Annotated in this window: 3 protein-coding genes; all 3 read left to right on the top strand. The window is 75.2% G+C overall.

Annotated elements, in window-relative coordinates; translation table 11 throughout:
* Positions 1–672: phosphopantetheine-binding protein (locus ACFYZF_RS11145; RefSeq protein ID WP_387018438.1), on the top strand; the 672-nt coding region annotated here is incomplete at its 5' end.
* Positions 673–910: 238 nt separating this feature from the next.
* Positions 911–1,768: a metallophosphoesterase family protein gene (locus ACFYZF_RS11150; protein ID WP_387018441.1), complete on the top strand. Its 858-nt coding sequence runs from the start codon at positions 911–913 to the stop codon at positions 1,766–1,768.
* Between the two features lie 336 nt (positions 1,769–2,104).
* A complete protein-coding gene (locus tag ACFYZF_RS11155; RefSeq protein ID WP_387018444.1) occupies positions 2,105–24,679 on the top strand; it encodes a type I polyketide synthase in 22,575 nt (7,524 codons plus the stop codon).
* The last annotated feature ends 22 nt before the right edge of the window (positions 24,680–24,701 follow it).

A 24,701-nucleotide genomic window follows, 5' to 3' on the forward strand; every position in this document is an offset into this window, starting at 1 on the left:
GTGTCGGTGGTGGTGGCGGATGTGCGGTGGGACAGGTTCGCGTCGTCGTTCACCGCGCTGCGGCCGAGCCCGCTGCTCACCGAGATCCCCGAGGCGCAGCCCGCCCCGCAGGAGACGCCGTCCGCCGACGTCGACGGCGTCCCTTCGGCCCTGCGGGGGCGGCTGGCCGCCGCCTCGGCGTCCGAGCGCGACCGCATCCTGCTCGACCTGGTACGCGGCACCGCCGCGACGGTGCTCGGGCACGCCACACCCGCCGCGATCCGGCCGGGTCGCGGCTTCCTCGAGCTGGGCTTCGACTCCCTCACCGCGGTCGAGCTGCGCAACCGGCTGACCGCCGAGACCGGCCTCGGCCTGCCCGCGACCCTGATCTTCGACCACCCCACCCCCGGCGCTCTCGCCGAGCACCTGCGTGCCGGGCTGGCGCCGGAGCAGCCGGCGCTGCCGATCGCCGCCGAGGTCGAACGACTCGACCAACTCCTCGGCGAGGCGCCCGCCGAGCAGGTCGACGAGGCGGTCATCGGCCGCCTGGAGAGCATGCTGGCCAGGTGGCGGGCCCGCCGGCCCGCCTCCGCAGCCGTCCCCGCACCGGCTGCGGAGACCGCGGAGCAACTCGACACGGCCAGCCGGGAGGAGCTGTTCGACATCATCCAGCGGGAGTTCGGCAAGTCCTGAGCGCAGGGCCACGGACCAGAGCCGCCCCGGGACGGCGGCGCGGGCGGACCGGCACGCCAGGCCGGCCCGGCGTCGCCCCGTGTCAGCCCTAGGGGTCCGACCTGCCGTCTAGGGGTGTGCCTGGCCGGGTCGGGCTTCGTAGGGTCGGAGCCCGTCAGGCCGTTTCGTCCTGCCTTGCCGGCGGCGATCGGCACGAGTGGTGGGTGCGCGCGGTACCCGGAACGGACGGGAGGTCCGGGTGGCCGGATCGGGCCTGCCTCAGTTGCTCGCCATCAGTGACCTGCACGTGGTCTACAAGGAGAACCGGGCCGTCGTCGAGGGGCTGCGGCCGGAGACCGACGACGACTGGCTGATCGTCGCCGGCGACGTCGGCGAGTTCGTCAGCGACATCGAGTGGGCGCTGGGCCTGCTCAGTCGCCGCTTCACCAAGGTGATCTGGGCGCCGGGCAACCACGAGCTGTGGACGCCCCGCGACGACCCGAACCAGCTCCGGGGCGAGGCCCGCTACCGGCATCTGGTGGAGCTGTGCCGGGGCCTCGGCGTCGTCACCCCGGAGGATCCCTACCCGATCTGGGACCCGCAGGGCGATCCGGTGCTCGTCGCCCCGCTCTTCCTGCTGTACGACTACACCTTCCGGCCGCCCGGGACGTACACCAAGGAGCAGGCCCTCGAACGGGCCCACGAGGTCGGTGTGGTCTGCACCGACGAGATCCTGCTGCACCCCGACCCGTACCCGACGCGCGACGCGTGGTGCCGGGCCCGGCTGACCCACACCGAACGGCGGCTCACCGAGGAGCGGAACGGGCTGCCCACCATTCTGGTCAACCACTTTCCCCTCGTCCGGGAACCCACCCGGATTCTGCGGTATCCGGAGTTCGCGCAATGGTGCGGCACCGAGGCCACGGCCGACTGGCACGTGCGCTTCGACGCCCGCGTGGCGGTGTACGGACACCTGCACATCCCGCGGACCACCTGGTACGACGGGGTCCGCTTCGAGGAGGTCTCGGTCGGCTATCCACGGGAGTGGCGGCGCCGCGCCACGCCGCCCGGACGGCTCCGCCAGATTCTGCCGCAGACCGTCCAGCACCGCGTCTGACCGGCCCCGCTCGGGTCGATCGTCGCGCTGCGACGCCCACCGCGACGGCCCGCCAGGACCGCCCGATCAGGGGTCCGTTAGGGGTTGGGGGCGAGGTCGGCGCTCAGTACCGTCCACTCACGGTGGCGGGCATGGGTCGGCAGGGTGGTCGGCGCGGTGCCGCGGCGGGCGCTTGAACAGGTACCGGAAAAAGAAACTGAAATTGAAATAGGAATTGCGTCCATGCGCCGAATGGTCATGTCTCCACCGAAGTGTGCGCGGAGTCGGGCCGCCGGTGGTGGTGTGGTCAGCGAATCGGCAGATTCTGATCGATAGCAAGCTCTGGGCGGGTGGGTCATGGCGGACGAAGACAAGCTCCTCGAACACCTGAAGTGGGTGACCTCCGAGCTCCGCCTGGCGCGTCGGCGCCTGAGCGAGCTGGAGAACGAGGATTCGGAGCCGATCGCGATCGTCGGCATGGCCTGCCGGTTCCCCGGCGGGGTCGCCTCGCCCGAGGACCTGTGGGACCTGGTCGCCGGGGGCGTGGACGCCACCGGCACGTTCCCCACCGACCGGGGCTGGGACCTGGACCGGCTGTACGACCCGGACCCGGACCACCAGGGCACCACCTACAGCAACCGGGGCGGCTTCCTGGCCGACGCCGGGCTGTTCGACCCGTCCCTGTTCGGGATCTCGCCGCGCGAGGCGCTGGCCATGGACCCGCAGCAGCGGCTCCTGCTGGAGGTGACCTGGGAGGTCTTCGAGCGGGCCGGCCTCGACACCGCGTCGCTGCGGGGCAGCCGCACCGGCGTCTTCGTCGGCACGGCCGGCCAGGACTACACCAGCGTCCTGCGGCAACTGCCCGAGGGCACCGAGGGGTACGTCCTCACCGGCACCGCGGCGAGCGTCATGTCGGGCCGGCTGGCGTACTCCTTCGGACTGGAGGGGCCGGCCGTCACCATCGACACCGCCTGCTCGTCCTCGCTCGTCGCCCTGCACCTGGCCGGCCAGGCGCTGCGCGACGGCGAGTGCTCCCTCGCGGTGGCCGGTGGCGTGACCGTGCTGGCCACCCCCGGCGCCTTCGTCGAGTTCTCCCGGCAGCGCGGGCTCGCCTCCGACGGCCGGTGCAAGGCGTTCTCGGCCGACGCCGACGGCACCGGCTGGTCCGAGGGCGTCGCCATGCTGCTCGTCGAGAAGCTCTCCGACGCCCGGCGCAACGGCCACCCCGTCCTCGCGGTGATCCGCGGCAGCGCCGTCAACCAGGACGGCGCCAGCAGTGGGCTGACCGCCCCGAACGGCCCCGCCCAGCAGCGGGTGATCCGGCAGGCGCTGGAGAACGCCCGGCTGACGCCGGCCGACATCGACGCCGTGGAGGCGCACGGCACCGGCACCCGGCTCGGCGACCCGATCGAGGCGCAGGCGCTGCTGGCCACGTACGGCCAGGGTCGGACGGCCGACCGTCCGCTGTGGCTGGGCTCCCTGAAGTCGAACATCGGCCACCCCCAGGCCGCCGCCGGCGCCGGCGGCGTCATCAAGATGGTGATGGCGATGCGGCACGGTGTGCTGCCGCCCACCCTGCACGTGGCGCAGCCGTCCCCGCACATCGACTGGTCGACGGGGGCGGTGTCCCTGCTCGACGCGGCCCGCCCGTGGGCCGGCGGCGAACACGTCCGGCGGGCGGCCGTCTCGTCCTTCGGCATGAGCGGCACCAACGCGCACCTCGTCCTGGAGCAGGCCCCGACCCCCGAGACGCCGGAGGCCGCCCCCGCGCCGTCCCGCCGGCTCCCGGTCGCGCCGGTGCTGCTCTCCGCCGCGCACCCCGCCGCGCTCGCCGGCCAGGCCGGCCGCTGGGCCGACTGGCTGGCCGCCGACGAGGACCTGCGCGTCGAGGACATCGCCTGGTCGTCGGTCGAGTCCCGCTCCACCCTGGACAGCCGGGCCGTGCTGGCCGGGGCCGACCGGGACGGCCTGCTGGCCGGGTTGCGTGCCCTGGCGGCGGGTGAGTCGTCGGGCACGGTGGTCACCGGCTCCGCCGTGGAGCGCGGCCCGCTGGCGGTGCTGTTCTCCGGTCAGGGGGCGCAGCGTGCCGGGATGGGCCGTGAGTTGTACGACGGGTTCCCCGTCTTCGCGTCGGCGTTGGACGAGGTGTGCGCCGAGTTGGATGGGCTGTTGCCGCAGCCGTTGAGGCCGGTGCTGTTCGCGGCGGAGGGCACGCCGGACGCCGATCTGCTGGATCAGACCGTGTTCACTCAGGCTGGCTTGTTCGCGGTCGAGGTGGCGTTGTTCCGTCTCGTGGAGTCGTTCGGTGTGGTGCCGGACTTCGTGGGTGGGCATTCGGTCGGTGAGATCACGGCCGCGCATGTGGCGGGGGTGCTGTCGCTGGCGGACGCGTGTGTCCTGGTCGCGGCGCGGGGTCGGTTGATGCAGGCGTTGCCGGCCGGTGGCGGAATGCTGGCGGTCAACGCTGCCGAGGCGGACGTGGCGGGGAGCTTGGACGGTCTTGCCGACCGGGCCGGGATCGCCGCCGTGAACGGCCCGTCGTCCGTGGTGGTGTCCGGTGCGGTGGATGCCCTCGACGAGATCGAGCGGGTGTGGCGGGACCGGGGTGTGCGGACCCGTCGGTTGGCGGTGAGTCACGCGTTCCACAGTCCGTTGATGGAGCCGATGCTCGACGAGTTCCGCGCCGTGCTGGCCGGGCTCACGTTCGCTTCGCCCCGGTTGCCGGTGGTGTCGAACGTGACCGGTGCGCTGGCCGGTGGCGAGGAGTTGCGTACCCCTGGGTACTGGGTGCGGCATGTGCGGGAGGCGGTGCGGTTCGCTGACGGGGTCGCGGCGTTGCGTGATGCCGGGGTGGACACGTTCCTGGAGGTCGGTCCGCAGAGCGTGCTGACGGCGTTGGCGGCTGAGGTGTTGCCGGCCGGCGGGGACGTGGTGGCGGTGGCGGTGCAGCGTCGGGATCGGTCGGAGGCGCAGGGGCTGCTGGCGGCTCTGGGTGAGCTGCATGTGCATGGTGTGCCGGTGACGTGGCGGCCGTGGTTCGCCGATGCCGGGGCGGTCCGGGTCGACCTGCCGACGTACGCGTTCCAGCGGGAGCGGTACTGGCCCGACGCGGTGTCGTGGCAGGTCGGCGACGTGTCCGGCGCCGGGCTGGGCGTCGCGGGCCACCCGCTGCTCGGTGCGGCGGTGCGCCTCGCCGGGGACGACGAGGTGTTGTTGACGGGGCGGTTGTCGGCGGGGACTCATCCGTGGTTGGCGGAGCATGTGGTCGCTGGTTCGGTGGTGGTGCCGGGTACGGCGTTGGTGGAGTTGGCGGTGCGGGCCGGTGACGAGGTGGGTACGTCGCGGGTGCGGGAGTTGACTGTTCTGACGCCGTTGGCGTTGCCGGTGTCGGCGGGGGTGCGGGTGCAGGTGCGCGTCGGCGCGGCCGACCCGTCCGGCACCCGGTCGGTGACCGTGCACTCGCAGCCGGACGAGGAGGCCGACGGGGCCTGGGTCCGGCACGCCGAGGGTGCGCTGGAGCCGGTGTCGGCCGACGAACCGGTGCTGGGGGAGTGGCCGCCGGTCGGTGCGTCCGAGGTGGATTTGACCGGGTGGTATGCCGCTCTGGCGGGGCACGGTCTGGCGTACGGGCCGGTGTTCCAGGGCCTGCGTCGGGCGTGGACCGCGGCCGGTGAGGCGTACGCCGAGGTGGCTCTGCCGGAACAGGCGGCCGGCGACGCGGCGGCGTTCGGGGTGCACCCGGCGCTGCTCGACGCGGCGTTGCACCCGGTGGCGTCGCTGCTGGCCGGTGAGGGTGGCGGGGCGCGGGTGCCGTTCGCCTTCGAAGGCGTGCAGGTGCACGCCTCGGGCGCGCGGGCGCTGCGGGTCCGGCTGACCCGCGAGGGATCCGGCGTGCGCGTGGTGGCGGTGGACGAGTCCGGTGCGGCCGTGGTGTCGGTGGACTCGCTGGTGTTGCGGGAGATGACGGCGGTGGCCGCCCCGGGCGCGGCGGCGCGGTCGCTGTTCGAGGTGACGTGGCTGCCGGAGGAGATCACCCCGGCCGGCGACCTGTCCGGCTGGGCGCTGCTCGGGCCGTCGATCGCCGGGCTCGACCTGCCGGGCTTCCCTGACGTCGACGCGCTCGCCACGGCGCTCGCCGACGCGCGGGCCGAGTCCCCCCGGGCCCTGCTGTGGACGCCCGGCGCGGCCCCCGGCGTCGACGTGCCCGACGCGGTGCGCGCGACCACGAACGACGCCCTGACCGTGGTGCGGTCCTGGCTCACCGCCGACGCACTCGCCGACGCGAAGCTCGTCGTGGTCACCCGGGGCGCCGTCGTGGCCCGGGACGAGGACCAGGTGACCGACCTGGCGGGTGCCGCCGTGTGGGGCCTGCTGCGCTCGGCGCAGTCGGAGCACCCCGACCGGATAGTCCTCGCCGACGTCGAGGGTCCGCTGGACCCGGCGACCCTCGCGGTGCTGGCCGGCGTCGTAGCCGACCCGACGGCGACCGGCGGCCAGCTCGCCGTCCGCGCCGACGGGACGTTCGTGCCCCGGCTGGTCCGGCCCACGGCCGACGAGCTGACCCCGCCGCCGTCCGGGGCGTGGCACCTGGCGGCCGTCGCCCCCGGCACCCTCGACGGGGTCGCGCTGGTGCCGGCCGCCCCCGCTCCCCTCGACGCGGGGCAGGTGCGGGTCGCGGTGCGGGCGGCCGGGGTGAACTTCCGGGATGTGTTGATCGCGTTGGGGATGTATCCGGATCCGTCGGCGGTGATGGGCAGTGAGGGTGCGGGTGTGGTGGTGGAGGTCGGTCCGGGGGTGACCGACCTGGCCCCCGGCGACCGGGTGATGGGCATGTTCGAGCTGGGCTTCGGCCCGCTCGCGGTCGCCACCCGGGAGCGCCTCGCCCGGATGCCCGCCGGCTGGTCGTTCGCGCAGGCCGCCTCCGTGCCCCTCGTCTTCCTGACGGCGTGGTACGCGTTGCGGGATCTGGCGGGGTTGCGGGCGGGTGAGTCGGTGTTGGTCCACTCGGGTGCGGGTGGGGTTGGTATGGCGGCGATTCAGTTGGCGCGGCATTTGGGTGCGACGGTGTATGCGACGGCGAGTCCTGGTAAGTGGGGGGTGTTGCGGGGTCTGGGGGTGGATGCGGAGCGGATCGCGTCGTCGCGGACGACGGAGTTCGAGCGGGTGTTCGGTTCGGTGTCGGGTGGTGCCGGGGTGGATGTGGTGCTCGATGCCCTGGCGGGTGAGTTCGTTGACGCGTCGTTGCGGTTGTTGCCGCGTGGTGGCCGGTTCGTCGAGATGGGCAAGGCCGACGTCCGCGACCCGGAGGCGGTGGCGGCCGGGCACCCGGGCGTCGCGTACCGGTCGTTCGACCTGAACGAGGCCGGCAGCGCCCGGATCGGCGAGATGCTGACCGAGTTGCTGGTGCTGTTCGAGCAGGGCGCGTTGCGCCCGCTGCCGGTGCGGGTGTGGGACGTGCGGCAGGCCCGTCAGGCGCTGCGGCACATCAGTCAGGCCCGGCACGTGGGCAAGGTGGTGCTGCGCATCCCCACCCCGATGGACCCGGACGGCACCACGCTGATCACCGGCGCGGGCGGGACGCTGGCCGGGGTGGTGGCCCGGCATCTCGTGGCCACCGGCCAGTCCCGGCACTTGCTGCTCGCCTCCCGCCGGCACCCCGACGACCACGGCCGGGACGACTACGCCGCCCTGGTCCGCGAGCTGACCGACGCGGGCGCGCGGGTGTCCGCCGTCGCGGTCGACGTCGGCGACCCCGCGCAGGTCAGGGAGCTGATCGGTCGGGTCGACCCGGCGCACCCGCTGACCGCGGTGGTGCACGCCGCCGGGGTGCTCGCCGACGCCACCGTCACCTCGCTCGACGAGCGGGCCATCGCCACGGTGATGGCGCCGAAGGTCGACGCCGGGTGGGCGCTGCACGAGGCCACGGCCGGCCTGGACCTGGCCGCGTTCGTGACGTTCTCCTCCCTCGCGGCCACCCTCGGCTCACCCGGGCAGGGCAACTACGCGGCGGCGAACGCGTTCCTCGACGCCCTGGCCGGGCACCGCCGGCAGCGGGGCCTGGCCGCGACGAGCGTCGCCTGGGGCCTGTGGGCCACCACCAGCGGGATGACGGCGCACCTCGACGGCGACGACCAGCAACGGCAGCGGCGGGTCGGGATGACCGGCCTCTCCGCGACCGAGGGCGCCGAACTGTTCGACGCGGCCCTGCCGGCGGTGTCGCCGGTGGTCGTCGCGGCCCGGCTGCAGGTCACCGGCGACACGTCACAGGTGCCGCCGCTGCTGCGGCAGCTCGTGCGCGCCGGCGGCCGACGGCGGGCCGGCGGCGCCCCCACGGCGGGGGCCTCCTGGCGGGACCGGCTCGTCGGCCTGCCCGAGGCGGACGCCCGGCGGCTGCTGGTGGAGCTGGTCTGCGGGCAGGCCGCGGCCGTGCTGGGCCACGCCTCCGCACAGGCCGTGCCGGCCGCCCGCGCGTTCAAGGAACTGGGCTTCGACTCGCTCACCTCGGTGGAGCTGCGCAACCGGCTGGGGTCGGCGACCGGGCTGCGGCTGCCCGCCACGCTGGCCTTCGACCACCCCACCCCGGCCCGGCTCGCCGAGTACCTGTTCGGGCAGCTCGGCCTCGCCGCGACCGACGCCGCCGTGGCCGTCCGCCCGGTCGGCGCCGGCGCGACCGACGAGCCGGTGGCGATCATCGGGATGGCCTGCCGCTACCCGGGCGGAGTGGCCAGCCCGGAGCAGCTGTGGCAGCTCGTCACCTCCGGCGCCGACGCGATCGGCGGGTTCCCCACCGACCGGGGCTGGGACCTAAACCGCCTGTACGACACCGGCAGCACCGTCACCGACCAGGGCGGCTTCCTCTACGACGCCGCCGACTTCGACGCCGGCTTCTTCAACATCAGCCCCCGCGAGGCCCTCGCCATGGACCCGCAGCAGCGGCTGCTGCTGGAGACCGCCTGGGAGGCCTTCGAGTACGCCGGTGTCGACCCCGACGGCGTGACCGGCACCGCCACGGGCGTCTTCGTCGGGGCGGCCTCCTCCGGCTACGCCACGGGCGGGAACGAGGATCTGGACGGCCTTGAGGGGCACCTGCTGACCGGCACAGCCGGCAGCGTCGCCTCCGGACGGGTCTCCTACACCTTCGGGTTGGAGGGCCCCGCCGTCACCGTCGACACCGCCTGCTCGTCGTCCCTGGTCGCCCTGCACCTCGCCGCCCAGGCGCTGCGCGGCGGCGAGTGTGACCTGGCGCTGGCCGGCGGCGTCGCCCTGATGGCGCTGCCCGGCATGTTCTCGGAGTTCTCCCGCCAGGGCGGCCTGGCCCCCGACGGCCGGTGCAAGGCGTTCGCCGCGTCCGCCGACGGCACCGGCTGGTCCGAGGGCGTGGGCATGTTGCTCGTGGAGCGGCTGTCGGACGCCCGGCGCAACGGGCACCGGGTGCTGGCGGTGGTGCGCGGCAGCGCCGTGAACCAGGACGGCGCGTCCAACGGCCTCACCGCGCCGAACGGGCCGTCGCAGCAGCGGGTGATCCGGCAGGCCCTGGCCAATGCCCGGCTCGGCGCCGCCGACGTGGACGCGGTGGAGGCGCACGGGACCGGCACCATGCTGGGCGACCCGATCGAGGCGCAGGCGCTGCTGGCCACGTACGGGCAGGACCGGCCGGTGGACCGGCCGCTGTTCCTCGGGTCGATCAAGTCGAACATCGGGCATTCCCAGGCCGCCGCCGGGGTGGCCGGCGTGATCAAGATGATCATGGCAATCCGGCACGGTCTGCTGCCGTCCACCCTGCACGTGGACCAGCCGTCCCCGCACGTCGACTGGGACTCCGGCGCGGTGGCGCTGCTCACCGAGCCGCGGCCGTGGCCCGCCGTCGACCGGCCCCGCCGCGCCGCCGTGTCCTCGTTCGGGATCAGCGGCACCAACGTGCACACCATCATCGAGCAGGCGCCCGACGACAGCGCCCCCGCCGCCCGGCCCACCCCCGCCCCGGAGCGGCCCGGCCTGGCCGGCCCGGCCGGCGTGCCCCTGACGGTGTCCGGGCGCAGCCCGCAGGCCCTGCGGGAGCAGGCCTCCCGGGTCCGTGGGCAGTTGGCCGAGGACGCCGACCTGACCCTGGCCGACCTGGGGCTCTCCCTCGCCACCCGACGGGCCCACCACCCGTACCGGGCGGTCGTGGTCGCCGACGACCGGGAAGCCGCCCTCGCCGAGCTGGCCGCGCTCGCCGGCTCCGAGGCCGCGCCGACCCCCGTCGACGGCGCGCCGAAGGTCGCCTACGTCTTCCCCGGCCAGGGCTCGCAGTGGGTCGGGATGGCGCTGGACCTGCTGGAGTCGTCCCCGGCCTTCCGGGAGCGGATGCGGGAGTGCGCCGAGGAGCTGTCCCGGCTGGTGGACTGGTCGCTGGAGGACGTGCTGCGGCAGACGCCCGGCGCGCCGCCGCTGGACCGGGTCGACGTGGTCCAGCCCGCCCTGTTCTCCGTCATGGTGTCCCTCGCACGGCTGTGGAAGGCGTGCGGGATCGCCCCGGACGCCGTCGTCGGCCACTCGCAGGGCGAGATCGCCGCCGCGTGCGCCGCCGGCGCCCTCACCCTCCCGGACGCGATGCGGCTGGTCGTGGCGCGCAGCCGCGGCCTGCTGGCGATCTCGGGCCGGGGCGGCATGCTCTCCGTGCCCCTGTCGGCCGCCGACACCGAGCAGCTCATCGCGCCGTGGGCGGACACCCTGTCGATCGCCGCCATCAACGGCGCCGCCGTGACCGTCGTCTCCGGCGCCGCGGAGTCCGTCGACGCGCTGCTCGCGCACTGCGCCGAGCGCGACCTGCGGGCCCGGCGGATCGCCGTCGACTACGCCTCGCACAGCGCGCACGTCGAGGCGGTCCGTGACGACCTGTCGGCCGCGCTCGGCGCCGTCGACGCCGAGCCGACCGCCGTGTCCTTCTACTCGACGGTGACCGGCGACCTCATCGACACCGCCCAGCTCGACGCCGACTACTGGTACCGCAACCTGCGCGAACCGGTCCGGCTCGCGCCGGTGGTCGACCGGCTGATCGCCGAGGGTTTCCGGGTCTTCGTGGAGGTCAGCCCCCACCCGGTGCTCAAGGTGGTGGTCCAGGACGCGCTCGACCGGGCCGCCGACCCGGCCGGCCCCGGCGTGGTGGTGGGCTCCCTGCGCCGCGATGAGAGCGGCCCCGCGCAGATGCTGTCCGGCCTGGCGGAGCTGTACGTCGCGGGCGTCGGCGTCGACTGGGCGAGGGTGTACGCCGGGTCCGGCGCCGCCCCGGTCGACCTGCCGACGTACGCGTTCCAGCGGGAGCGGTTCTGGCCGGCGGTGGACCGCTCGTTCGGCGGCGACGTCTCCGGCGCGGGACTCGGCGCGGCCGGCCACGGCCTGCTCGGTGCGGCGGTGCGCCTCGCCGGCGGCGACGAGGTGTTGTTGACGGGGCGGTTGTCGGCGGGGACTCATCCGTGGTTGGCGGAGCATGTGGTCGCTGGTTCGGTGGTGGTGCCGGGTACGGCGTTGGTGGAGTTGGCGGTGCGGGCCGGTGACGAGGTGGGCGCGTCGCGGGTGCGGGAGTTGACTGTTCTGACGCCGTTGGCGTTGCCGGTGTCGGCGGGGGTGCGGGTGCAGGTGCGCGTCGGCGCTGCCGGCACGTCCGGCGCCCGGCTGGTGACCGTGCACTCGCAGCCGGAGGAGGACGACGACGCGGGCTGGGTCCGGCACGCGGAGGGCGTCCTGGAGGCCGCCTCCCCGGACGAGCCGGGCGTGGGCGACTGGCCGCCGGCCGGCGCGTCCGAGGTGGACCTGACCGGGTGGTACGCGGCCCTGGCCGGGCACGGCCTGGCGTACGGGCCGGTGTTCCAGGGCCTGCGTCGGGCGTGGACCGCGGCCGGTGAGGCGTACGCCGAGGTGGCCCTGCCGGAACAGGCGGCCGGCGACGCGGCGCGGTTCGGAGTGCACCCGGCGCTGCTCGACGCCGCCCTGCACCCGATCGGCCTGCTGCTGACCGAGGGCTCCGGTGGGCCGCGGGTGCCGTTCGCGTTCGAGGGCGTGCAGGTGCACGCGTCGGGCGCCTCGGTGCTGCGGGTCCGGCTGACCCGGGCGGGCAGCGCTGTGCGGCTGGTCGCGGTCGACGGCGCGGGCGCCCCGGTCGTGTCGGTGGACTCGCTCGTGCTGCGGGAGATGACCGGGGTCGCGGCCTCGGGTGCCGCGGCCCGGTCGTTGTTCGAGGTGAGCTGGCAGGCCGAGGACGTCACCCCCGCCACCGACCCCACCGGCCGGGTGCTGCTGGGCGACGCGGCCGGGACCGGGCCGGGAGTGGCCGGGTACCCCACCGTGGCCGACCTGACCGCAGCCGTGGCCGCCGGAACGGCCGGCCTGCCGCGCGTGCTGCTGCTGCCGGTGACGATCCCGCAGCCGGCGGACGCCGACGTGCCGGCGGCCGTGCGGACGGCCACGGCGCACGTGCTCGGCGTGCTCCAGTCCTGGCTGGACGCCGGGGAACTGGCGGACACCCGGCTCGTCGTGGTGACCCGGGGCGCCGTGGCGGCCGTCCCCGCCGACGAGCTGCGCGACCCGGTGGGCGCGGCGGTGTGGGGCCTGCTGCGCTCGGCGCAGTCGGAGCACCCCGACCGGATCGTCCTCGCCGACGTCGACCGGGACCTCTCACCCGAGCTGTGGGACCTGCTGGCCGGCGTCGCCGAGGATCCGTCGCCCACGGGCGGGCAGGTCGCGGTGCGCGGCGGCGAGGTCCGCTCCCCGCGCCTGACCCGCACCGGCGCCTCGGCCGGCGACGACCTGATCCCGCCGGACGGGCTGTGGCACCTCGCCGCGACCGCCCCCGGCACCCTCGACGGGATCAGTCTCACGCCGGCCACCCCCGCCCCCCTCGACGCGGGGCAGGTGCGCATCGCCATGCGGGCGGCCGGGGTGAACTTCCGGGATGTGTTGATCGCGTTGGGGATGTATCCGGATCCGTCGGCGGTGATGGGCAGTGAGGGTGCGGGTGTGGTGGTGGAGGTCGGTCCGGGGGTGACCGACCTGGCCCCCGGCGACCGGGTGATGGGCATGTTCGAACCCGCCTTCGGCCCCCAGGTCACCGCCACGCGGGAACTGGTCGCGAGGATCCCGGCCGGCTGGACCTTCGCCGAGGCGGCGTCCGTGCCGGTGGTGTTCCTGACGGCGTGGTACGCGTTGCGGGATCTGGCGGGGTTGCGGGCGGGTGAGTCGGTGTTGGTCCACTCGGGTGCGGGTGGGGTTGGTATGGCGGCGATTCAGTTGGCGCGGCATTTGGGTGCGACGGTGTATGCGACGGCGAGTCCTGGTAAGTGGGGGGTGTTGCGGGGTCTGGGGGTGGATGCGGAGCGGATCGCGTCGTCGCGGACGACGGAGTTCGAGCGGGTGTTCGGTTCGGTGTCGGGTGGTGCCGGGGTGGATGTGGTGCTCGATGCCCTGGCGGGTGAGTTCGTTGACGCGTCGTTGCGGTTGTTGCCGCGTGGTGGCCGGTTCGTCGAGATGGGCAAGACCGACATCCGCGACCCCCGTCAGGTCGCCGCGCGCCACCCCGGCGTGACCTACCGGGCGTTCGACCTCAACGAGGCCGGGCACGGCCGGATCAGTGAGATGCTGACCGAGTTGCTGGCGCTGTTCGAGCAGGGCGCGCTGCGCCCGCTGCCGGTGCGGGTGTGGGACGTCCAGCACGCCCGGCGGGCGCTGCGGCACATGAGTCAGGCCCGGCACGTGGGCAAGGTGGTGCTGCGGATCCCCACCCCGATGGACCCGGACGGCACCACGCTGATCACCGGCGCCGGCGGCGCACTGGCCGGGGTGTTCGCCCGGCACCTGGTGACCACCGGCCAGTCCCGGCACCTGCTGCTCGCCTCCCGCCGCGGCCCCGAGGCCTACCGCGACCTGGTGGCGGAGCTGACCCGCCACGGCGCCCACGTCACCACCGCCACCGCCGACGTCGCCGACCCCGACCAGGTCGCCGGCCTGCTGGCGCAGGTGGACCCGGCGCACCCGCTGACCGCCGTGGTGCACACCGCCGGCGTGATCGCGGACGCCACCATCGGCTCCCTCGACGAGCAGGCCCTCGACGCGGTGCTGACCCCGAAGGTCGACGCCGGCTGGGCGCTGCACCGGGCCACCCGCGCCGCCGACCTGGCCACCTTCGCGATGTTCTCCTCGGTGGCGGCCACCCTCGGCTCGCCCGGGCAGGGCAACTACGCGGCGGCGAACGGGTTCCTCGACGCCCTCGCCCGCCTCCGCCAGCAGCAGGGGCTGCCCGCCACGAGCCTCGCCTGGGGACTGTGGGACACCGCCAGCGCGATGACCGCCCACCTCGGCGGCAACGCCCACCGCCGGGCGATCCGGGCCACCAGCGCCCCGCTGACCGAGGTCGAGGGCACCGCCCTGTTCGACCTGGCCCGGCAGTACGGCGGCGTGCACCTCGTACTCATGAACCTGCCGCCGGCCACGGCCCGGCCGACGGCCGGCGCGGTGCCCGGCATGCTGCGCGAGCTGGTCCGTCCCACCGGCCCCGTCCGGCGGACCGCCGGGCAGGGACTTGCCGACACCGCCTCGGAACGCGGGCGGCTGGCCACGCTCAGCTCCGCGCAGCGGCGCAGCCACCTGCTCGACCTGGTCGCCGCGAGCGTGGCCGCCGTGCTGGGGCACCGCTCCGCCGACCGCGTCGACGCCCAGCGCGGCTTCAAGGAGCTGGGCTTCGACTCGCTGACCTCGGTGGAACTGCGCAACCGGCTGGCCACCGCCACCGGGCTGCGGCTGCCCGCCACCGTGGCGTTCGACTACCCCACCCCGGTCGTCCTCGCCGACTTCCTCGACCGGGAGCTCGGCGGCGTCGAGGCGCCCGCCGCCGGCAAGGCAGCCGGCGCGGCCACCGCCCTCGACGAGCCCATCGCGATCATCGGCATGGCCTGCCGGTTCCCCGGCGACGTGCAGACCCCCGAGCAGCTCTGGGACCTGGTCACGGCCGGGGCCGACGTCATCGCGCCGTTCCCCACCGACCGCGGCTGGGACCCGGACGACCTGCGCACCGGCGACGACGGCAACGGCCCCCGCCAGGGCGGCTTCCTGCACGACGCGGCCGAGTTCGACGCCGGCTTCTTCGGGATCTCCCCCCGGGAGGCGCTGGCCATGGACCCGCAGCAGCGGCTGCTGCTGGAGACCTCCTGGGAGGCCTTCGAGCGGGCGGGCATCGACCCCCACACGGCCCGGGGCAGCAGCACCGGCGTCTACGTCGGGCTCATCTACCACGACTACGCGTCCCAGGCCGCCGACACCACCGACGAGCTGGACGGCTACGTCGGCAACGGCAGCGCCGGCAGCGTCGCGTCGGGCCGGATCTCGTACCTGTTCGGCCTGGAGGGCCCCGCCGTCACCGTCGACACCGCCTGCTCCTCCTCGCTGGTCGCCCTGCACCTGGCCACCCAGGCGCTGCGCCAGGACGAGTGCCGGCTCGCGCTCGCCGGCGGCGTCAGCGTGATGTCCACTCCCGGCATGCTCACCGAGTTCTCCCGGCAGCGCGGCCTCTCGCCCGACGGCCGGTGCAAGGCGTTCGGCGCGGGCGCCGACGGCACCGGCTTCGCCGAGGGCATCGGCATGCTGCTGCTGGAACGCCTCTCCGACGCACAGCGCAACGGGCACCGCGTCCTCGCCGTGGTCCGGGGCAGCGCGGTCAACCAGGACGGCGCGAGCAGCGGCCTGACCGCCCCGAACGGCCCCGCCCAGCAGCGGGTGATCAGGCAGGCCCTGGCCAACGCCCGCCTCACGGCGGCGGACGTGGACGCAGTCGAGGCGCACGGCACCGGCACCCCCCTCGGCGACCCGATCGAGGCGCAGGCGCTGCTGGCCACGTACGGGCAGGACCGGCCCGCCGACCGGCCGCTGCTGCTCGGCTCGATCAAGTCCAACATCGGCCACGCGCAGGCCGCCGCCGGTGTCGCCGGTGTGATCAAGATGGTGCTGGCGATGCGGCACGGGCTGCTGCCGTCGACCCTGCACGTCGACGAGCCGTCCCCGCACATCGACTGGGACGCCGGGGCGGTGGAACTGCTCACCGAGACCCGCCGTTGGCCGGCCCTGGACCGGCCCCGCCGCGCCGCCGTGTCCTCCTTCGGGATCAGCGGCACCAACGCGCACACCATCATCGAGCAGGCGCCGGCGGCGGCCCCCGTGGCCGCCCCGGCGGTGGTCGGGGAGGTCCCCGGCGGCCTCGTACCCTGCGTCCTGTCGGCGCGCGGCGACGCCGCCCTGCGCGGGCAGGCCCGACGGCTGCACGGCCTGGCGGCCGACCGGTCGGACCTGACCGTCGCCGGGATCGGGCGTGCGCTGGCCACCGGCCGGTCCGTCTTCGAACACCGCGCCGTCCTGCTGGCGGCCGACCGGGGCGGCCTGCTGTCCGCCCTGGACGCGTTCGCCGACGGGCAGCCCTCGCCCGCCGTCGTCCAGGGCACCGCCCGGGGCGGGCGCACCGCCGTCGTCTTCTCCGGCCAGGGCGCGCAGCGCGCCGGCATGGGCCGGGAGCTGTACGCCGCGTACCCCGTCTTCGCCGCCGCGCTGGACGAGGCGTGCGCCCACCTCGACCCGCACCTGCCCCGCCCGCTGCGGGACGTGCTGAACGCTGAGGCGGGCTCGGCCGACGCCGAGCTGCTGGACCAGACCGCCTTCACCCAGGCCGGCCTGTTCGCCGTCGAGGTGGCCCTGTTCCGCCTCGTCGAGTCGTACGGGATCGTGCCGGACTTCGTCGCCGGCCACTCGATCGGCGAGGTGACCGCCGCGTACGTGGCCGGGGTGCTCTCCCTCGACGACGCGTGCGCCCTGGTGGGCGCGCGGGGCCGGCTGATGCAGGCCCTGCCGGCCGGCGGCGGGATGCTCGCCGTCGCCGCCGACGAGGCGGCGGTCACCGAGGCGCTGGCCGGTCTGACCGACCGCGTCGGGATCGCGGCGGTCAACGGGCCGACCGCGGTGGTGGTCTCCGGGGCGCTCGACGTGCTGGACGCCCTGGAGCGGACCTGGTCCGCCCGGGGGGCGCGCACCCGCCGGCTGCGGGTCAGCCACGCCTTCCACAGCCCCCTGGTGGAACCGATGCTGGCCGAGTTCCGGGCGGTCCTCGACGGGCTGACCTTCCGCCCGCCGCTGCTGCCGGTGGTCTCCAACCTCACCGGCGGGATCGCCGACGCCGAGGAGATCGGCACTCCCGACTACTGGGTGCGGCACGTCCGGGAGGCCGTCCGCTTCGCCGACGGCGTCGCCTGCCTGCGGCAGCGCAACGTCGGCACGTTCCTCGAAATCGGCCCGGACGCGGTCCTCGCCGGCATGGTCCGTGCCTGCCTGCCGGACGACGACCCGGCCACGTCCCCGGTCGCGGTCGTCGCGGCGCTGCGTCCCGGCCGGCCGGAACCCGTCTCGCTGCTGCACGCGTTGGCGGAACTGCACGTCCACGGCGTGCCCGTGACCTGGTCCGCCCTGCTGCCGGGCGCAGACCCCGTCGACCTGCCGACGTACGCGTTCCAGCGGCAGCGGTACTGGCCCAACGTCGGCCGGCTGCGCGCCGGTGACGTGGCCGGCGCAGGCCTCGGCGCGGCCGGGCACGGGCTGCTCGGCGCCGCCGTCGACCTGGCCGGCGACGGCGAGGTCGTGCTGACCGGCCGGCTGGCGCTCGCCACCCGGCCGTGGCTCGCCGACCACGCGGTGTCGGGCGCGGTGCTGCTGCCGGGCACCGCGCTGGTGGAACTCGCGGTGCGGGCCGGCGACGAGGTGGGCGTGTCCCGGGTACGGGAGCTGACCATCGCCGCGCCGCTGGTGCTCCCGCCCTCCGGCGGCGTGCGCATCCAGGTCCGGGTGTCGGTGCCGGGATACGCACCGCAGCGCACCGTAACCATCCACTCCCGACCCGACGACGCCCCCGACGCGGGCTGGACCCGGCACGCCGACGGGGTGCTGGAGCCGGCGTCCGTCGACGAGCCGGGCGTCGGCCCGTGGCCGCCCGTGGGCGCCGACGAGGTCGACCTGACCGGCTGGTACGACGCGTTCGCCGAGCGCGGCCTGGCGTACGGGCCGGCGTTCCAGGGTCTGCGCCGGGTCTGGACGGGCGGCGGCGAGGTCTTCGCCGAGGTGGCCCTGCCCGACGACGCGGCCGGCGACGTCGCGCGGTTCGGCGTGCACCCGGCGCTGCTGGACGCCGCCCTGCACCCTGTCGCACTGCTGTTCGAGGAGTCCGCCGCGCCCCGGGTGCCGTTCGCGTTCGAGGGCGTGCAGGTGCACGCCTCGGGCGCGCGGGTGCTGCGGGTGCGGCTGACCCGCGAGGGCACCGGCGTGCGGCTGGTCGCCGGTGACGAGGCCGGCACGCCGGTGGTGTCCGTGGACTCGCTGACCCTGCGGGAGCTGACCGGCCGGGCCGCCCCGGACGCGGCAGCCCGGTCGCTGTTCGAGGTCGCCTGGCGGGCCGCCGAGGTCGTTCCGGCCGACGTGCCGGCCTGGGCGACCCTCGGCGAGCCGGGGGACGTCGCCACCGGGCGCGCCCACCGGACCGTCGCCGCCCTGCTCGCCGCGCTCGACGGCGGCGCCGAGACGCCCACCCTGCTGCTGCTCCCGGCCACCGCCCCGCAGGACGGCGCGGTGCCCGACGCGGTCGGCGCCCTCGCCTCGACGGTGCTGGCGGAGCTGCGGTCCTGGCTGGCCGCCGACGCCCTGGCGGACTCGAAGCTGGTGGTGGTGACCCGGGGCGCGGTGGTGGCCCGGGACGGCGACGCCGTGACCGATCTGGCGGGTGCGACGGTGTGGGGCCTGCTGCGGTCGGCGCAGTCGGAGCATCCCGGCCGGATCGTGCTGGCCGACGTCGACGGCGACGTCGACGCGGGCCTGGTGGCCGTCCTGGCGCGGGTCGCCGAGGACGCCGCGGGCGCTCAGGTGGCCCTCCGCGCGGGCCGGGTGTTCGTGCCGCGGCTGGTACGCGCGTCGGGGCCGTCGTCGCACGCCCCGATCGCGGCGGACGCCGGCGCCGTCCTGGTGACCGGCGGCACCGGCGCGCTGGGCGCCCTCGTGGCGGAGCATCTGGTCCGGGCGCACGGGCTCCGGGCGCTGGTGCTGGCGTCCCGGCGGGGCCCGGCGGCCGACGGCGCCGACGAGCTGGTCGAACGGCTGGCCGGGCTGGGCGCGTCGGCTCGGGTGGTGGCGTGCGACGTCACCGACCGGGCGCAGGTGGCCGGGCTGGTCGCGGACGTCACCTCGACGGGCCGGCTGGCGGGCGTCGTCCACCTGGCCGGTGTGCTCGACGACGGCCTCGTCGAGGGGCTGACGGCCGACCAGCTTGCGGGCGTCCTGGCACCGAAGGTGTCGGCGGGCTGGCACCTGCACGAGGCGACGGCCGATCTGGACCTGGACCTGTTCGTGCTGTTCTCCTCGATCGCGGGGGTGCTCGGCTCGCCGGGCCAGGCGGCGTACGCGGCGGGCAACGCGTTCCTGGACGCCCTGGCGGTGCACCGCGGGCAGGCCGGTCTGCCGGCGGTCAGCCTCGCGTGGGGGATGTGGGACACGGCCGGGATGGCGGCGTCCCTCGGCGGCGTCGACCGGGCCCGGTCGGGGCGGGTCGGCCTGACCGCGATGAGCGCCGACACCGGCCTGGCGCTGTTCGACGCGGCGCTGGCCGTGGACCGGCCGACCCTGGTGCCGGCGGTGATCGACGTGCCCGCGCTGCGGGCCGCCGCCGCCGGCGGCGTGGTGCCGCCGATGCTGCGGGCGCTGGTCGGCACGACCACGACGCGTCGCCAGGCGGGACAGGGCGGCGACAGCCTGGCCGGCCGGCTCGCCCGGCTCACCGAGGACGAGGGTCGGGCGCAGGTCGCCCTGCTCGTCCGGGGCCTGGCCGCTCAGGTGCTGGGGCACGACGGGGTGGAGGCGGTGCCGGCGGACCGGGCGTTCCGGGATCTCGGGTTCGACTCGCTGAGCGCGGTCGAGCTGCGCAACCGGGTCAACGCCGCGACGGGGCTGCGCCTCGGCTCGACCCTGGTCTTCGACTACCCCACCCCGCAGGCGCTGGCCGAGCACGTGCTCGCCGACCTGCTGGGTACCGGGGCCGTCGAGGTCGGGCCGGATCTGCCGGTGACGGTCGGCGGCGACGAGCCGATCGCGATCGTGGGGATGGCGTGCCGGTACCCGGGCGGGGTGGAGACGCCGGAGCAGTTGTGGGCGTTGCTGGCCGGTGGCGGCGAGGGGATCGGGGAGTTCCCGGCGGACCGGGGTTGGGACCTGGAGTCGTTGTTCGATCCGGATCCTGACCGGCCGGGTACCTCGTACACGCGGCATGGCGGTTTCCTGTACGGGGCGGCGGAGTTCGATCCGGCCTTCTTCGGGATCAGCCCGCGTGAGGCTCTGGCGATGGATCCGCAGCAGCGTCTGCTGTTGGAGGCGTCGTGGGAGTCGTTGGAGTCGGCGGGGGTGGACCCGGTGCGGTTGCGGGGCAGCCGGACGGGTGTGTTCGCGGGTGTGATGTACCACGATTACGCCTCCGTGTTGATGGACGTGCCCGGCGAGGTCGAGGGGTACATCGGTACCGGTAACTCGGGCAGTGTGTTGTCGGGTCGGGTGGCGTACACGTTCGGCTTGGAGGGGCCGGCGGTGACGGTGGATACGGCGTGTTCGTCGTCGTTGGTGGCGTTGCATCTGGCGGTTCAGGCGTTGCGTAGTGGTGAGTGTGATCTGGCTCTTGCCGGTGGTGTGACGGTGATGGCGACGCCGGGGACGTTCATCGAGTTCTCGCGTCAGCGTGGTCTGTCGCAGGACGGCCGGTGTAAGTCCTTCGCGGCGTCGGCCGACGGTACGGGCTGGTCGGAGGGTGTGGGTGTGCTGCTGGTGCAGCGGCTGTCGGATGCGCAGCGGGAGGGTCGGAACATTCTGGCGGTGGTGCGGGGTACGGCCGTGAACCAGGACGGTGCGTCGAACGGGCTCACCGCGCCGAATGGTCCGTCGCAGCAGCGGGTGATCCGGCAGGCCCTGGCCAACGCCCGGCTCAGCTCGCAGCAGGTCGACGTGGTGGAGGCGCACGGCACCGGCACCACGCTGGGCGATCCGATCGAGGCGCAGGCGCTGTTGGCGACGTACGGGCAGGACCGGTCCGAGGATCGGCCGCTGCTCCTCGGGTCGGTGAAGTCGAACATCGGTCACACGCAGGCTGCGGCCGGTGTGGCGGGTGTGATCAAAATGATCATGGCGATGCGGCATGGTGTGGTGCCGGCGACGTTGCATGTGGACGAGCCGTCCCCGCACATCGACTGGACGGCGGGTGCGGTCACCCTCGCCACCGAGGCGACGCCGTGGCCGGCGGTGAACCGGCCGCGTCGGGCCGCCGTCTCCTCGTTCGGGATCTCGGGCACCAACGCGCACGTCATCATCGAGCAGCCGCCCGCCGAGGTGATCGAGGGCGGGACGGTCGGCGACGCCTCGCCTCCGTTGGTGCCGGTGCTGTTGTCGGCGCGCACCGACGTGGCGCTGGCCGCACAGGCGGACCGGTGGACCCGGTGGCTTTCCGCCGGCCAGGGCCTCGGGGCCGTCGAGGTCGCCTGGTCCTCGGTCACCACCCGACCGGCCCTGACCCGCCGGGCCGTCGTCGTCGCGGCGCACCGCGACGACCTGCTGGCGGGGCTGACCGCCCTCGCCGGCGGTGAGCCGTCCGGCGCGGTGGTCACCGGCTCCGCGGTGGAACGCGGCCCGCTGGCGGTGCTGTTCTCCGGCCAGGGGGCACAGCGCGCCGGGATGGGCCGCGAGTTGTACGACGGGTTCCCCGCCTTCGCGTCGGCGCTGGACGAGGTGTGCGCCGAGTTGGACGGGCTGCTGCCAGGTTCGTTGAAGCCGGTGCTGTTCGCCGAGCCGGGCACGTCGGACGCCGATCTCCTCGATCAGACCGTGTTCACGCAGGCGGGTCTGTTCGCGGTCGAGGTGGCGCTGTTCCGGTTGGTGGAGTCGTTCGGCGTGGTGCCGGACTTCGTGGGCGGTCACTCGATCGGTGAGATCACGGCCGCGTACGTGGCCGGTGTGTTGTCGATGGCGGACGCCTGCCGGTTGGTGGCGGCTCGGGGCCGGTTGATGCAGGCGCTCCCGGCCGGCGGCGGAATGCTGGCGGTGGGCGCGTCCGAGGTGGACGTGGCGGAGAGCCTGGGCGGCCTCGCCGACCGGGTGGGGATCGCGGCGGTGAACGGGCCGTCGTCCGTGGTGGTTTCGGGGGAGATCGCCGCCCTGGACGAGTTGGCGGAGTTCTGGCGGGGTCGGGGGATCCGGACCCGCCGGTTGACGGTGAGTCACGCGTTCCACAGTCCGCTGATGGAGCCGATGCTCGACGAGTTCCGCGCCGTGCTGGCCGGGTTGACGTTCACCGCCCCGCTCCTGCCCGTGGTGTCGAACGTGACCGGTGCGCTGGCCGGTGGCGACGAGTTGTGCACCCCGCAGTACTGGGTGCGGCATGTGCGGGAGGCGGTGCGGTTCGCTGACGGGGTCACGGCGTTGCGTGATGCCGGGGTGGACACGTTCCTGGAGGTCGGTCCGCAGAGCGTGCTGACGGCGTTGGCGGCCGACGTGCTGCCGGCCGGCGGGGACGTGGTGGCGGTGGCGGTGCAGCGTCGGGACCGGTCGGAGGCGCAGGGGCTGCTGGCGGCTCTGGGTGAGCTGCACGTGCATGGTGTGCCCGTCGCCTGGCGGCCGTGGTTCGCCGATGCCGGGGCGGTCCGGGTCGACCTGCCGACGTACGCGTTCCAGCGGGAACGGTACTGGCCCGAGCCCGCCCGCCCGGCCCGCCGGCCGGTCGGCGACGGCGGCGACGCCGAGTTCTGGACGGCCGTGGAGAGCGGCGACCTCACCGCCCTCGCGACCCAGTTCGGCGCCGACGGTGACCTCGATGCCCTCGCCCCGGCCCTGCCGGTGCTGTCGACGTGGCATCGGGCCCGCCGGCAACGCGTCCTGGTCGACGGCTGGTCGTACCGGGTCATGTGGAAGCGGACCGACCTCGCCGCCATCCCGGCGGGCACCTGGCTGTTGGTGTCGCCGCAGGACGACGACCCGGTCACCGGCGCGCGGACCGAGGAGGCCGCCAAGGCCCTGGCCTCGGCCGGTGCCGACGTGCTCCGGCTGACCGTCGACCCCGCCCGCACCGACCGGGACGACCTCGCCCGGCAGCTCGCCGAGACGCTGGCCGACCGGCCGGTCACCGGCGTGCTCTCCCTGCTCGGCCTCCGCGACCAGCCACACCCGGACAGTCCGGCCGTGCCCGTCGGCACGGCGGCCACCCTGCTGCTGCTCCAAGGGCTGCACGACACCGGTACGAAGACCCGGCTGTGGTGCCTGACCCAGGGCGCGGTCGGCACCGGGGACGGCGACGCGGTCCGGCGGGTCGCCCAGAGCGGACTGTGGGGCCTCGGACTGGTCGCCGGACTGGAACACCCGCACCTGTGGGGCGGCCTCATGGACCTGCCCGACGACGTCGACCCCGCCGTCTGGGACCGGTTGGTCCGGGTGGTCGCCGGCGCCGGGGACGAGGACCAGATCGCCGTACGGCCCACCGGCGTTTTCGTCCGGCGGCTCGCGCGGGCGGCAGCCTCCGCCCCGGCCGCCGGGGAACGCTGGCAGCCGTCGGGCACGGTGCTGATCACCGGCGGAACGGGGGCGCTCGGCGCCCACGTGGCCCGCTGGGCGGTCACCAACGGCGCCGCGCACGTGGTGCTGACCAGCCGCCGGGGCGAGCGGGCCGCAGGCGCCGGAGAGCTGCGGGAGGAACTGGCCGCGCACGGCGCCCGGGTCTCGATCGTGGCGTGCGACGTCGCCGAGCGGGACCAGGTCGCGGCCCTGCTGGCGACCCTGGACGAGGATCCGGCGCCGCTGACGGCGGTGGTGCACGCCGCCGGGGCCGGAGACGTCGGCCTGCTCGCCGAGACCGACCTCGCCGGCTTCGCCGCCGTCCTCGCCGGAAAGGTGGCCGGCGCGGTGCACCTGGACGACCTGCTCGGCGACCGGCCGCTGGACGCGTTCGTGCTGTTCTCCTCGATCGCCGGGGTGTGGGGCAGCGGTGGGCAGGGCGCCTACGCGGCGGGCAACGCGTTCCTCGACGCGCTGGCCGACCAGCGGCGGGCCCGGGGCCTCGCGGCTACCTCGGTGGCATGGGGACCGTGGGCCGACGGTGGCATGGCCGGCGTCGAGGCCCAGCAGGCCCTGGCCCGGCGCGGCCTCAGCGCGATGGCGCCGGACGACGCCGTGCACGCCATGCGGTACGCCGTCGGCCAGCCCCGACCCGCCCTGACCGTGGCCGACGTCGACTGGGCGGTGTTCGCCCCCGCGTACGCCTCGGCCCGGCCCCGGCCGTTGCTCGACGACCTCGCCGAGGCCCGGGACGCGCTGCGCGCCCCCGCCGACGAGCAGCCGGGCGGCGCCGCCGACGGGCTCCGGGAGCACCTGCGCACCCTGCCCCGCACCGAGCAGCTGCGGCACCTGGTCGACCTGGTCCGCACCCACGCCTCGGCGGTGCTCGGTCACCCGGGCACGGACCGGGTCAAGCCCCGGCTGGCGTTCAAGGAGCTCGGGTTCGACTCGCTGACCGCGGTGGAGCTGCGCAACCGGCTCACCGCCGCGAGCGGGCTGCCGCTGCCGGCGACCCTCGTCTTCGACTACCCGAACCCCACCACCCTCGCGGAGCACCTGCTCGACGGGCTGCTCCCCGAGGCACGGCGGTCGGACGGCCCGGACCCTTCGGAGTCGACGGTCCGCCAGGCCCTCGCGACCATCCCGTTGGCCCGGCTCCGGGACGCGGGCCTGCTGGAACTGCTGCTGAACCTCACCGACGCCGAGACCGACGCCGCCGAGTCCACCGACGAGAGCATCGACCTCATCGACGAAATGGACGCCGACACCCTCGTCAAGCTGGCGCTTGACGGATCCGATTCCTGACCGTTGTCCCCAGTACGGAGCT

The sequence above is a fragment of the Micromonospora sp. NPDC001898 genome, assembly GCF_042891255.1.
Classification (GTDB): Bacteria; Actinomycetota; Actinomycetes; order Mycobacteriales; family Micromonosporaceae; genus Micromonospora.

Excerpts from the sequence above, each read along its gene's own strand:
- ACFYZF_RS11155 (WP_387018444.1), top strand. The coding sequence starts at position 2,105 with ATGGCGGACGAAGACAAGCTCCTCGAACACCTGAAGTGGGTGACCTCC.